Source organism: Streptococcus sanguinis SK355, from assembly GCF_000212855.1.
Taxonomy (GTDB): domain Bacteria; phylum Bacillota; class Bacilli; order Lactobacillales; family Streptococcaceae; genus Streptococcus; species Streptococcus sanguinis_A.
The window spans coordinates 52,672-66,186 of record NZ_GL890993.1 but is presented as its reverse complement, the minus strand read 5'-3'; the positions used below and the strand labels follow the sequence as shown (position 1 = coordinate 66,186).

Genomic DNA, 13,515 nt, shown 5'->3' with positions numbered 1-13,515 from the left:
ATTTGTCTAAAGTAAGATTGTATGAAATCGCCAAAGAACTGGGAAAAGAAAGCAAGGAGGTAGTGGCTCGTGCTAAGGAGCTGGGTCTGGATGTCAAGAGTCATTCATCCAGCGTAGAAGCTGATGCTGGTGAGCGAATCAAATCCAGCTTCAAGAAAGCAGCCGCACCTCAAGCTCCTGCAGAAAATCCTGCAGCAGCTCAGCCTTCATCGCAAAAAACTCCTGCCAAAGAGGCTGCGCCAGTCAAGGCAGAACAGACAGAAGCAAAAGCAGCTGCTAAGCCAGAAGTGAAAGCAGAAACGGTAGCGCCTGTCAAGCGCCCGCAAAGCCGGAACTTTAAGGCAGAGCGTGAAGCGAGAGCTAAGGAAGAGGCAGAACGTCGGAAGCAGCAAGGCAACCGCAAACCACAAAACAAAGAGCAAGGCAAGCGTGAGGATCGCGATAATCGAAATAAGAATCGCGGAAACCGCAACGACCGAGATAGGAGCAATCGTACAAATGACCGTCGCGATAATCGTGGTCAAGATGGCCGCCACAATGGCCAGAATCATCAAGGATTTAACGGTCAAAACCGCCAACAGCCTCAAGGACCGAAGATGGACTTTAAGGCTCGGGCCGCTGCTTTGAAAGCAGAGCAGAATGCTGAATACGCTCGCTCCAGCGAGGAACGCTTTAAGCAAGCACAAGAAGCTAAAGAAGTTATGGAACGGCAAAACCGCCGCAAGGAGCAGCCTAAGGCAGAAGCAAGTGCAACAGTTCAGCCTGCACCAGCTTCGTCTGCTCCAGCAGCGAATCCAAGCCCAGCGCCAGCCGCTGTGGATACGCGTCGTAAGAAGCAAGCTCGACCAGATAAGAAGCGCGATGATTTTGATCGCGAAGAAGAAGGTCCAAGAAAACAACAAAAGAATCGAAGCAGTCAAAATCAAGTGAGAAATCAAAGAAATAGTAATTGGAATAAAAACAAGAAAAACAAAAAAGGAAAGGGCAACAATAACCAGGCACCAAAACCTGTTACAGAACGTAAGTTCCATGAGTTGCCAACTGAATTTGAATATACAGACGGAATGACCGTTGCAGAAATCGCAAAACGGATTAAGCGCGAGCCAGCTGAAATTGTCAAGAAACTCTTTATGATGGGCGTAATGGCAACGCAAAACCAATCTCTTGACGGCGATACTATTGAGCTCCTCATGGTGGACTACGGTATTGAAGCTAAGAAGAAGGTGGAAGTTGACACAGCTGACATTGAGCGCTTCTTCGTAGAAGAAGGTTATATCAACCAAGATGCCTTGGTAGAGCGTCCGCCAGTTGTCACCATCATGGGACACGTTGACCATGGTAAAACGACCCTCTTGGATACCCTGCGTAACTCTCGCGTAGCAACAGGTGAAGCGGGTGGTATCACTCAGCACATCGGTGCTTACCAGATTGAAGAAAGCGGCAAGAAGATTACTTTCTTGGATACGCCTGGACACGCGGCCTTTACTTCTATGCGGGCCCGCGGTGCTTCTGTTACGGATATCACTATCCTGGTCGTGGCGGCTGATGACGGTGTTATGCCACAAACGATTGAAGCTATCAACCACTCCAAGGCGGCTGATGTCCCAATCATCGTAGCTATCAACAAGATTGATAAGCCAGGAGCGAATCCTGAGCGTGTAATTGGTGAATTGGCTGAGCATGGTGTCATGTCAACAGCTTGGGGTGGAGATTCTGAATTTGTTGAAATTTCAGCGAAATTCAATCAAAATATCGATAGCTTGCTGGAAACAGTCCTCTTGGTGGCTGAAATTCAAGAGCTCAAGGCAGATCCGACTGTTCGGGCGATTGGTACAGTCATTGAAGCCCGTCTGGATAAAGGAAAAGGTGCTGTCGCAACCCTTCTGGTTCAGCAGGGAACTCTGAATGTGCAGGATCCAATCGTTGTTGGTAATACCTTCGGTCGGGTTCGGGCTATGACCAATGACCTGGGCCGTCGTGTTAAGGTGGCAGGGCCATCTACACCGGTTTCTATCACTGGTCTCAATGAAACTCCGATGGCTGGTGACCACTTTGCGGTTTATGAAGATGAAAAAGCTGCGCGTGCAGCCGGTGAAGAACGTGCCAAACGTGCACTTCTTAAGCAACGTCAAGCTACTCACCGCGTCAGTCTGGAAAATCTCTTTGATACCCTCAAAGCTGGTGAAGTCAAGTCTGTTAATGTTATCATCAAGGCTGATGTACAAGGTTCTGTAGAAGCCCTGTCTGCATCCCTGCAGAAGATTGAAGTGGAAGGCGTTAAGATTACCATCGTCCACTCAGCGGTTGGTGCTATCAATGAGTCAGACGTAACACTAGCAGAAGCTTCAAATGCCTTCATCATCGGATTTAATGTTCGTCCTACATCTCAAGCTCGCCAGCAGGCAGAAGCTGATGATGTCGAAATCCGTCTCCACAGCATTATCTACAAGGTTATCGAGGAAATGGAAGATGCCATGAAGGGAATGCTGGATCCAGAATACGAAGAAAAAATCATCGGGGAAGCTCTTATCCGCGAGACCTTCAAGGTTTCCAAGGTTGGTACTATCGGTGGATTTATGGTTATCAACGGTAAAGTTACCCGTGATTCCAAGGTTCGTGTTATCCGTGATGGCGTCGTGATTTACGATGGGGAGCTTGCCAGCCTCAAGCACTTCAAGGATGATGTTAAGGAAGTTACTAACGGCCGCGAAGGTGGACTCATGATTGATGGCTACAATGACATCCAAGTAGATGACACGATTGAAGCCTACATCATGGAAGAAATTAAGAAATAAGATAAGAAGTCCGTTAAAAACTCGCAGTGAAATCATTGTTGGTGGAAGTCTATAATTTTAGTCTCACATCTTTTTTCACAAAGAGTTTAGAAGAAATTTTATTCATTAAAATTAAAATATAAGCTAGGCCTAGCCTAGCTTATATTGCAGAAGAGAAAAATTAGAAAGGAAATCTCATGGCAAACAATTTTCGTACAGACCGTGTCGGCATGGAAATCAAGCGCGAAGTCAATGAAATCTTACAGAAAAAAGTTCGTGATCCGCGGGTGCAGGGAGTGACCATCACCGATGTCCAAATGCTGGGCGATCTATCCATGGCCAAGGTCTATTACACGATTATGAGCAATCTGGCCTCTGATAATCAAAAAGCTCAGACCGGTCTGGAAAAAGCGACCGGTACCATCAAGCGGGAGCTGGGTCACAATCTGAAGATGTACAAGATTCCAGATTTGACCTTTGTCAAGGACGAATCTATCGAGTATGGCAATAAAATCGACCAGATGCTGCGCGATTTAGATAAAAAGTAAAGCAGAAACTCAGCTGTCATGGCTGGGTTTTCTTATTTTTTAATTTAATATAACAATTTTCCATAAAAATAGGTATATACCATTTACAAATAAAAAAGAAAGAGTTATAATATAGTCAAGAAAACTCAGAGATTCAAAAGTGGGAGTTAGAAAGCAGCTATAGAAAGATGCTAGCTCTATCACAGAATTCCGCTTTGAATAGCAGAGAATACAGAACTCAAGAACAAGGGAGGCAGTCTTATGCCTACATATATTAAAGCAGATCAATTTTTCTATCCTCAGGGAATCCGCCAGGGAGGTTATTTAGAGCTGATTGACGGCAAGTTTGGCAAGCTGGTGCAGTCTGTTCCGCAGGATGCAGAAGTCATAGACTACAGTGGCTACTCGATTGCACCAGGTCTAGTGGACACTCATATTCACGGCTTCGGCGGTGTTGATGTAATGGACAATAACATCGAAGGAACTCTTCATACTATGAGTGAGGGTCTCTTGACTACTGGTGTGACCAGCTTTTTACCTACAACGCTGACTTCGTCCTATGAGCGGCTCTTAGCGGTTACTGAAAATATCGGTGCACGCTATCAAGAAGCTAGCGGAGCCAAGATTCGTGGTCTCTATTTTGAAGGACCTTACTTTACCGAGAAGTATAAAGGTGCTCAAAATCCGGCCTATATGAAAGATCCTAGCATGGCTGAGTTTCGTGCTTGGCAGAAGGCCGCAAATGGCTTGCTTAATAAGATTGCTCTCGCGCCAGAGCGTGAAGGCGTAGAGGAATTTGTCCGTACGCTGACTGATGAAGGTGTGACCGTTGCTCTGGGGCATTCTAACGCAACCTATGATGAAGCCAAAACTGCTGTCGAAGCAGGTGCCAGTGTCTGGGTGCATGCCTATAACGGTATGCGGGGCTTGACCCACCGGGAGCTGGGCATGGTTGGTGCCATGTATGAGTTGCCCTATACCTATGCGGAACTGATTTGTGACGGCCATCATGTGGACCCTAAGGCCTGTGACATCTTGCTCAAGCAGAAGGGACATGAAAATATTGCTCTCATTACTGACTGTATGACCGCAGGAGGTCTTGAAGATGGCGACTACATGCTGGGAGAATTTCCAGTGGTTGTGGCGGAAGGAACAGCTCGGCTCAAGTCAACGGGCAATCTAGCTGGCTCGATCCTCAAACTCAAGGACGGATTGAAAAATGTGGTCAAATGGGGCATTGCCAATCCTCATCAGGCAGTCATGATGGCTAGCCTGATTCCGGCGAAATCCGTCCATATTGATGATGTCTGCGGACAAATCAAGGAAGGCTACGACGCTGACTTTATCGTCTTGGATAAAGATTTAGAGCTGGTAGCTACTTATCTTGATGGTCAAGAACGTTTCCATGTATGAGAACTGCAGGTATTTTAAATTAGTCTCCTTATATTTTTCAGAAAGAGCAGGGAAACCTGTTCTTTTTGATTGGCGGACAACTTGATAACCTTCGCCTAGATTTGAATTGCTTTCTTAGGCGTGATATAATGAGACTATAATGTAAACAGGAGTAGGCTATGAAACGAATTGATGCGAAATTTTTGATAATGGGCCTTGTTTTGCTACTGGCGGGACTGATCTTTGGACGAATCTTGATCCTTGTCGCAGGAGCTGCTTTCATCATCTATAGCTTTTTCAGTAAAGGCATGGAGCCGACCAAGGAAAATATCTTCAAACCTAAGCCAATACTGAAGAAAAAAGAAAAGAAGTGAGCAGTTCTGCTCTTGTAATCACTGTAGCAGCTGCCTTACTGAAGGCAAGCAGTAGATGAAACTTATAAAGGAGACGTGAGATGAGAGAATATCTTTTGAACAATGGTGTTGGCATTCCGGTGCTGGGCTTCGGTACTTGGAAGGCTCAGGATGGCGAAGAAGCCTATCAGGCAACCTTAGCCGCTCTCAAGGCAGGCTATCGTCACATTGATACGGCAGCCATCTATAAGAACGAAGAGAGTGTCGGACGGGCAATCAAGGACAGCGGCATCCCGCGGGAGGAGCTCTTCATCACGACCAAGCTTTGGAATGACATTCATACTTATGAGGAGGCTCAAGAGGCCTTTGCTGCCTCAATGGAGCGGTTGGGACTGGACTATCTGGATCTCTACCTCATCCACTGGCCTAATCCCAAACCCTTGAGGGAAAATGATGCTTGGAAAAATCGCAATGCCGAAGTCTGGCGTGCTATGGAAGACCTCTATAATCTCGGCAAGATTCGAGCGATTGGCGTCAGCAATTTCCTGCCTCATCACTTAGAAGCCTTGCTTGAGACAGCGCGTATGACTCCTGCTGTCAATCAAATCCGCCTGGCTCCAGGTGTCTATCAGACAGAGGCGGTCAACTTCTGCCGTGAACATGAGATTTTACTGGAAGCTTGGGGACCATTTGGCCAAGGTGAGCTCTTCCAAAATCCAGCCGTGCAGGCTGTGGCAGACAAGTATGGTAAGACCATTGCTCAAGTCGCGCTAGCTTGGAGTTTGCAGGAAGGCTTCCTGCCCCTGCCTAAGTCGGTCACTCCGAGCCGGATTGCCAGCAATCTAGACTGCTTTGACATTGCGCTAGATGATGCGGACTTGGAAGTGCTCAAAAATGTCAGCGGTTTGGCCGGTGGCGCACCAAATCCGGATGGGATGGATTTTTAGATGCAAATCCTAAACAGGAAATTGCTCGATACTAGTTTCTAAGTCATTAGATTTAGGACACGAACATATTGAAGATAAAATAAATCTCTCAGTTTATATATTGAGAGATTTTTCGTTAGCTGATTTATTTTATGTAATGAATAAGAAACGAATGAAAAAATGGTATAATAAGAAATAATAGATTTTATAGTAAGGGTTGATTATATGAGAACAAGAGCAGATCAAATTAAATTTTCTGAATTAACTCGCGTCCAAATTCCTGCTGTACTTCACTTAATTCGGATGGGCTATACCTATCTGTCTCGTAAAAGCCAAGAAATTGTTGAAAGGGATCCTGAAACGAATATTTTGGTATCTATTTTTAGAGAACAGTATCGTAAGTTGAATAATTATGCAACAGATATGGACTTTGAACGAGATTTAAATAATATTAAGCTAGAATTGAATCAAAATGATTTGGGGCGAGCTTTCTATAATCGTATTCAGGGGAATGAAGGGGCAACCTACATTGATTGGAACAATCTGGAGGAGAACACTTTTCATGTAGCCTTGGAAGTTTCTTGTAAAAATGGCAATGATGAGTTCAGACCAGATGCGATGGTTTTTATTAATGGCTTGCCGCTCTCTTATATTGAGGTGAAACAGCCCAATGCGATTAGAGATGGGAAAACAGGTATTCAATCCGAGCAGGATAGAACAAGATATCGCTTTGAAAACAAGAAATTTCGCCGTTTCAATAATATAACACAATTTATTACCTTTTCAGATAATTCATCTTATGTGAGCGGGCAAGGAGGCCAAAGACAGGGGTCTTATTATTGTTCAAACTCCTTTTCTAAGACAAAATTCAATGCGTTTAAGGAAGAAAGGGAGGCCGATTTTCTTCATGCTTTTCAGTCTCTGACTCAGGAAGATATTGAAAATGTTTTAGGAGATATGAATCAGCTCCCGCTTCAAACCCTTCCAGAGTTTGCAACAAATATGCAGCCGGATACCCCATGCAATTCGTTTCTGACTTCCATTTACCAAAAAGAGCGTCTCTTTTTTATGTTGCGTTTTGGTCTTGCTTATGTCGAGGAAGAAGGTAAGGACGGGCAACGCCAACTACAAAAGCATGTAATGCGCTATCCGCAATATTTTGCTACCCGAGCTATCAAAGATATGATTTCAAAGGGTATTAAAAAGGGTGTTATTTGGCATACTCAAGGTTCGGGTAAGACAGCCTTGGCTTATTTTAATATTCGTTATTTAAAGAATTATTTTTCAAAACAACGTATTATTCCAAAATTCTATTTTGTTGTTGATCGCCTAGATTTAGCTGACCAAGCCTATAGAGAGTTTGCTAAGCGAGGTTTACGGGTTAAACGTATCAATAAACCAAAAGAATTAAATCAAAAGCAGGATGGCTATGATGTTGCTGTTGTAAATATCCAAAAATTCAAAGACAGTTCTGATTTGAGAGATCGTTCTGGCTATGATCTTAACTGTCAAAATGTTTATTTTATTGATGAAGCTCATAGGTCATACAATGAACGAGGATCCTATCTGCCCAATCTTTACAACTCGGACAAAGGCGCTATTAAAATTGCACTAACAGGCACTCCTTTGATTACTTACAAGAAAGATGGCCGGACCAAAGAGAGTCATGCAACGACGCGAGATATTTTCGGAAATTACATCCATAAATATTACTACAACCAATCTATTGACGATGGCTTTACTCTCCGACTGATGAGAGAAGATATTGAAACCTCATATAAGGAAAATCTTCGGGCTATAAATGAAGAAATTCAACGTGGTGGACTGTCTAAGGAAGATATCTTTGCCCATCGTAAGTATGTCTCACCAATGTTAGATTTTATCTTAGAAGATTTCACTAGAGCAAGGGAATTTATTTTTGATGACGATTCTATCGGAGGGATGATTGTTTGCGATTCTTCTAAACAGGCGCGTGAGCTAGAACGTCAACTTGAGGAACGACGGCGAAATGGTCAAACAAACCTAAGTTCAGCTCTCATTTTGCATGATGAAGGGGATAAGGACTATAAGAAAGAAAGGGTGGAAGCATTTAAGGAAGGCAAGATTGATTTGATTATTGTCTACTCTATGCTTCTAACTGGTTTTGACGCTCCTAGGCTAAAACGTCTTTATTTAGGTCGCAAAATAAAAGCTCATAATCTCTTACAAACTCTGACTCGTGTTAATAGACCCTATAAAGATTATTTGTTCGGTTATGTAGTTGACTTTGCAGATATTTCCCAAGAGTTTGATAAGACTAATCAAGCCTATCTTGAGGAACTTAATCATGAGTATGATATTACAGTCACTGGTGAAAATGGAGAAGATGTCTTTGGGTCTCTTTTTGTCCCAGCTGACGAGATTAGTCGAGAATTGGAAAAATCAAATCTTATTTTGATGGATTACCCAACTGGAAATCGAGCGGCCTTTGCAATAGCTGTTGATGAAGTGAAGGACAGAAGAGAGTTGATTGAACTCAAAAAAGCGATAGAATCTGTGAAACAGTACTATAACATTGCAAGTCTCCTAGGCTATAAGGAGTTAATGGATCAAATTGATATCAAAATGATTTCGACTTTTTTGAACATCATCTCCAGAAGATTGATCAACCTTTCTGCTATGGAAAGACCTGATGACTTTTCTAGCCAGGCGTTACTGAACCTCGCGATGTCGGAAACTAGTTTTTCTTTTGTAAAGATTGCAGAAGAGGAATTGCGATTAGCTGCTAATGACCTGGACGATTTACGTCGGCGGGTCGCCAATGGACTTAATAATCATAAAGATAAAAAAGATCCTGAATGGGTTCAGCTTTTTGAAGAGTTCAAGCGAATTATGAAAAAACATATGATCCATGAGGAAGAAGGATACACCATGGATGTTATTCTGCATACCAAAGAGGCTTATCATAAACTTTTTGGAGCAGTTGATGATTATCGAACTCGTATGAGACGTTTGACAATGAATTTTGATGGAGATGAGATGGCTGCTAGAAGCTATAAGCATGCAACGAACTCATCCAAAGTCAGTGCTTTTCCTGCAGTTTATCATGTCATCAAGGGAGCTAAGATTCAGATTGATAGACTGGTTGGTCAAAATCAAGGCGTACTAGATAATGAGGCTTTTCTAAAAAGGATGATTAGTCAGGCAGCTCGCGAGGAAATGAAAAAAACAAAATTAAACAGTAGTTTGACCAGAGAAAATTTTGAAAAACTCGTGGAATCACTGTTTGAACAATATGAAGAGGAATACCAACATTAATGAATGAGAAATACAAAAATCTTGTCCAAGATTTAGTTGATGATTTAAAAGCTGTTTTTACACATGCTGGTTTAGGAGGAGAGGCTGGTGAATACAAGCTTCTTACCCAATCGTTCTTATATAAATTTTTAAATGATAAGTTTCTCTATGAGGCAAAGGCAGTAGATGCTAAGAATATCTATGAGGAACTTATTAAGATGAGCCATGATGATTATAGCTGGCTCTTGGAAGATATCGGCACTGCGACTGCTCAGCTCAAACCTGAGCAGTTCATTGAGACTTTGCATCGTAAGCAAAATGAAGATGATTTCTATGAGACATTTGAAAATACTCTCAACCAGATCGCCATTGACAATAACGATATCTTCTCTGTTCATACCGACGGGGATACAGCTATTCGTCTCTTTGACGAGCGTTTGATTACAGATACCATCTCAGATAGCAGTAAGCGCAACGAGGTCGCAAAGTCTATCATCAATCTCCTAGCCCGTGTCAAGTTTGACGAAGATATCTTTTCACAAGGCTTTGACTTTTTCTCTACTCTTTTTGAGTACATGATCAAGGACTACAACAAAGACGGTGGTGGCAAGTATGCCGAGTACTACACGCCTCACTCTGTTGCTAAGATTATTGCGGATATCCTAGTGGGACATGACCAGCCGTCAAATGTGCGCATCTACGATCCCTCAGCTGGTTCGGGAACCTTGCTCATGAACCTGGCTAGTCGTATCGGTGTCGATAAGACCACGGTCTACAGTCAGGATATCTCGCAGAAGTCCTCTAATCTTCTCCGTCTCAATCTGATCTTGAATGGCCTCCAACACTCCATTCATAATATCGTACAGGGAAATACCATCACTGCTAACCGCCATCCAGAAAAGATGGACTATATCGTGTCTAATCCTCCTTTCAAGCTGGACTTTTCAGAGTGGCGTGACCGTGTGGAGGCCTTGCCAGAGGCCAGTGAGCGATTCTTTGCAGGGGTGCCAAAGGTTCCTGCAAAGTCCAAGGACAAGATGGCTATTTACGAACTCTTTGTCCAGCATATCATCTATTCTCTCAAGGATGATGGTCAAGCAGCCGTTGTCTTGCCGACAGGCTTTATCACTGCCCAGTCGGGGATTGACAAGACCATCCGCCAGCACTTGGTGGACAATCAAATGCTGGCAGGTGTCGTTTCCATGCCGTCCAATATCTTTGCGACAACAGGTACCAACGTCTCCATCCTCTTTATCGATAAGAAAAACAAGGGCGATGTCGTCCTGATTGATGCATCAAACCTCGGAACCAAGGTCAAGGAAGGCAAGAACCAAAAGACCGTGCTCTCTCCAGAAGAAGAGCAGAAGATCATCGAGACCTTTATCCAGAAAGAAGCTGTCGAAGACTTTTCTGTCACTGTCTCTTATGAGGATATCAAGGAGAAAAACCACTCTCTCAGCGCAGGTCAATACTTTGACATCAAGATCGACTATGTAGACATCACAGCAGAAGAGTTTGAAGCCAAGATGACCGCCTTTCAAAACAAACTCTCAGACCTCTTCCAGCAATCGCATGCACTGGAGCAGGAGATTGAAGAGCAAATGAAGGGGATCAAGTATGAGTGAGTTTAAAACCTATACTTTAGAACAACTGTGTATCGTTGGTTCAAGTAAAAGAGTACATTTATCTGATTATGTTCAGCAAGGGGTACCATTTTACAGAAGTAAAGAAGTGATTGAGATTTCAAGTGGTAAAAACATTTCAGAACAATTATTTATTTCTTCAGAAAAGTACTCTGAAATAAAATCAAAATTTCCGGTTCCTCAAGAGAATGATGTACTTATCACAGCTGTAGGGACGATAGGTGAGATTTTGGTTGTAAAGGATCCTAATTTTTATTTTAAAGATGGAAATTTAATTTGGTTAAGAAATATAAATTTTGACATAATTGACATAGATTACCTATACTACTTTTTCAAATCTGACTTATTTCAAAAAACGATCAGATATAACAACATTGGAGCGGTACAGAAAGCTTTAACAATCGATTTTTTAAAAACTGTAAAAATAACATTGCCATCATTAGATAATCAAAGAAAATTGATTTCTGTTTTAAAATCAATTGATAAAAAAATACAAATCAACAGCCAAATCAACCAAGAGTTGGAAGCCATGGCTAAGACTCTCTATGACTACTGGTTTGTGCAGTTTGACTTCCCAGATCAGAATGGCAAACCCTACAAATCAAGTGGAGGCAAAATGGTCTATCATCCAGAACTCAAACGCGAGATTCCAGAAGGGTGGGGGGTGGAGAAGTTGGGGGATATTACAATATGCCATGATTCAAAAAGAGTTCCGTTATCTAGTAATGATAGAGAGCTTGTAAAAGGGGAAATACCGTATTATGGTGCTACTGGCATAATGGATTATGTCAATGATTATATTTTTGACGGAGACTATGTTTTAATGGCTGAAGATGGTTCTGTAATGACAGAGAAAGGAACCCCTATTTTACAACGTATTTCAGGAAAAAATTGGGTAAACAATCACGCTCATGTTCTAGAACCAATTAAGAATCATAGTTGCAAACTTCTTATGATGCTATTGAAGGATGTTTCGGTTATGAAAATTAAAACAGGTTCAATTCAAATGAAAATTAATCAAGAAAATATGAACAAAATTGTAGTCCCTGCAATTCCGTTGAAATTATTATTTGAGATTAATCAAAAATTAGAAGTAATTGAAAAACAGCAACTTAATTTAATCGAAGAGAATAAACAACTCACCCAACTTCGTGATTGGCTCTTACCAATGCTGATGAATGGACAGGTGAAGGTGGAGTAGGGGAAATAGCAGATAGAATTATAAAGTCGAAAGAATTTGAGGACAAGTAAATGTCAGAGCTTACTTTTTCTATATGGAAACCATTTATTAAAAGTGAAAAAAGAGGGGAGCGGTGGTTACAGCCCGTTTTAAGGACTTTTGATGAGTTGGTTCCATGTAATTTAAAACACGAAAATGGGTTATATCATCTAGAAGTTGATAAAAATAAGCATTATGTTTTTTTAGTTATAGAATCTGGAAAGTTAGAGCCTAGAGATACTACTGTTACAGACTATTATACAAATCAAAAACGTGAAAATCCTAAATCAGAAACAGAGCTGGAGTTTTTGAAGCAATTCTTTGTCTTATTCGATTTGGATAATAATTTATTGTATTTTTCGGATGTGAGACACCGTAATTTGCTAGAAAAAATTCTTAAAGATACGACAGGGGTTGAGTTTAGCATAAAAGGTTTTTACGAAGATAAAGAAGAATTTTTAAAAATATTATCTAGTGTTGATGAAATTCAGTTTACTTCAAAAGATGATATTTTTTCAACTTTATCACAAAAACGTGAAGCTCTATATGATTTATTTGAAACTGATAGTTTAGAAGATTTAACTTTGAATGTAAAGCTCTCTAGTCTGAAAATAAATAAAATCAAAACATTTCTCAGAAGAATTGTAAAAGAGTCTGAGAATCATCAGCTTTCAGGAATCTTAATTAGAGGAAACGATGATGTTGGATTTGAACATGTGTTTAACCGTGGTACGTTTATCAAAAAGATTTCAATTAATGTCGAGAAACAACCGGCAACTGGGAAATTTTTAGGACCAGAGGTAAAAGATATTTTGCTAAAAGAAATAGAGAGTTTGTCAAATGAGGAAGTTACGAAGAAAAGATAGAATTATTTCTGGCGGTATTTTAGTAGTAAGTCTGTTTGTATCATATTTATTAAAGGGTTATGTGCTACTAAATCATAGTGATACGGTATCTTTTATTTCTGTAATCATGGGTTTCTTACTTTCTGCTATTGCTATACTGTATTCTTCTCCTATACGATCTGTTTTGTATGATAAAAAATCAAACATTTATTCATCAAAATGGGAAGAAATAATTGTTAGATATTTCTATACATTTGTAGTTAGTTTGCTTTATATGATGGAGTTATCTTTAGGTATTAATTGTATTCCAAATTTTATAAATGTAGGTTTTTTACTAAGTATTGTAATTATAATAATTGTAGTTACTAAAGGGTTGTTTAAATTACTTTTAGTCGAAATAAATGATTAATTTTTTGAATTCAATTTTTATCATATTACAAAATTTAATGTCTTGTTTTTGTATTCATTATCCCAGTCAAATCAACTTTTGGCTGGTTTTTATTGTCTAAAGATGGTATAATTAAATTACCTAAAAGGTAATTTAATTTAACAGAAAGGGA

10 protein-coding genes are annotated in these 13,515 nt (G+C 40.9%); all 10 read left to right on the top strand.

Annotated features, from left to right (window positions below):
- The first annotated feature begins 2 nt into the window (after positions 1–2).
- Positions 3–2,795: a translation initiation factor IF-2 gene (gene infB / locus HMPREF9389_RS10905; protein ID WP_002927563.1), complete on the top strand. Its 2,793-nt coding sequence runs from the start codon at positions 3–5 to the stop codon at positions 2,793–2,795.
- A gap of 176 nt (positions 2,796–2,971) precedes the next feature.
- Complete coding sequence (rbfA, locus tag HMPREF9389_RS10910; RefSeq protein ID WP_002908941.1) at positions 2,972–3,322, top strand: 30S ribosome-binding factor RbfA; 351 nt, start codon at positions 2,972–2,974, stop codon at positions 3,320–3,322.
- Between the two features lie 240 nt (positions 3,323–3,562).
- A complete protein-coding gene (gene nagA / locus HMPREF9389_RS10915; RefSeq protein WP_002927561.1) occupies positions 3,563–4,714 on the top strand; it encodes an N-acetylglucosamine-6-phosphate deacetylase in 1,152 nt (383 codons plus the stop codon).
- 158 nt (positions 4,715–4,872) lie between these two features.
- On the top strand, positions 4,873–5,067 hold the full coding sequence (locus HMPREF9389_RS10920) for a hypothetical protein (protein WP_002893553.1): 195 nt from the start codon (positions 4,873–4,875) through the stop codon (positions 5,065–5,067).
- 80 nt (positions 5,068–5,147) lie between these two features.
- On the top strand, positions 5,148–5,993 hold the full coding sequence (locus HMPREF9389_RS10925) for an aldo/keto reductase (protein ID WP_002927558.1): 846 nt from the start codon (positions 5,148–5,150) through the stop codon (positions 5,991–5,993).
- A gap of 204 nt (positions 5,994–6,197) precedes the next feature.
- Positions 6,198–9,269: a type I restriction endonuclease gene (locus HMPREF9389_RS10930; RefSeq protein WP_002927555.1), complete on the top strand. Its 3,072-nt coding sequence runs from the start codon at positions 6,198–6,200 to the stop codon at positions 9,267–9,269.
- Positions 9,269–10,873: an HsdM family class I SAM-dependent methyltransferase gene (locus HMPREF9389_RS10935; protein ID WP_002927554.1), complete on the top strand. Its 1,605-nt coding sequence runs from the start codon at positions 9,269–9,271 to the stop codon at positions 10,871–10,873. The genes HMPREF9389_RS10930 and HMPREF9389_RS10935 overlap by 1 nt, the downstream gene beginning before the upstream one ends.
- Positions 10,866–12,092: a restriction endonuclease subunit S gene (locus tag HMPREF9389_RS10940; protein ID WP_002927544.1), complete on the top strand. Its 1,227-nt coding sequence runs from the start codon at positions 10,866–10,868 to the stop codon at positions 12,090–12,092. Before HMPREF9389_RS10935 ends, HMPREF9389_RS10940 begins: the two co-directional genes overlap by 8 nt.
- A gap of 50 nt (positions 12,093–12,142) precedes the next feature.
- The gene (locus HMPREF9389_RS10945) at positions 12,143–12,976 is read left to right on the top strand and encodes a hypothetical protein (RefSeq protein WP_002927542.1); all 834 of its coding nucleotides are present in this window, start codon (positions 12,143–12,145) and stop codon (positions 12,974–12,976) included.
- The gene (locus HMPREF9389_RS10950) at positions 12,951–13,364 is read left to right on the top strand and encodes a hypothetical protein (protein ID WP_002927540.1); all 414 of its coding nucleotides are present in this window, start codon (positions 12,951–12,953) and stop codon (positions 13,362–13,364) included. The genes HMPREF9389_RS10945 and HMPREF9389_RS10950 overlap by 26 nt, the downstream gene beginning before the upstream one ends.
- The last annotated feature ends 151 nt before the right edge of the window (positions 13,365–13,515 follow it).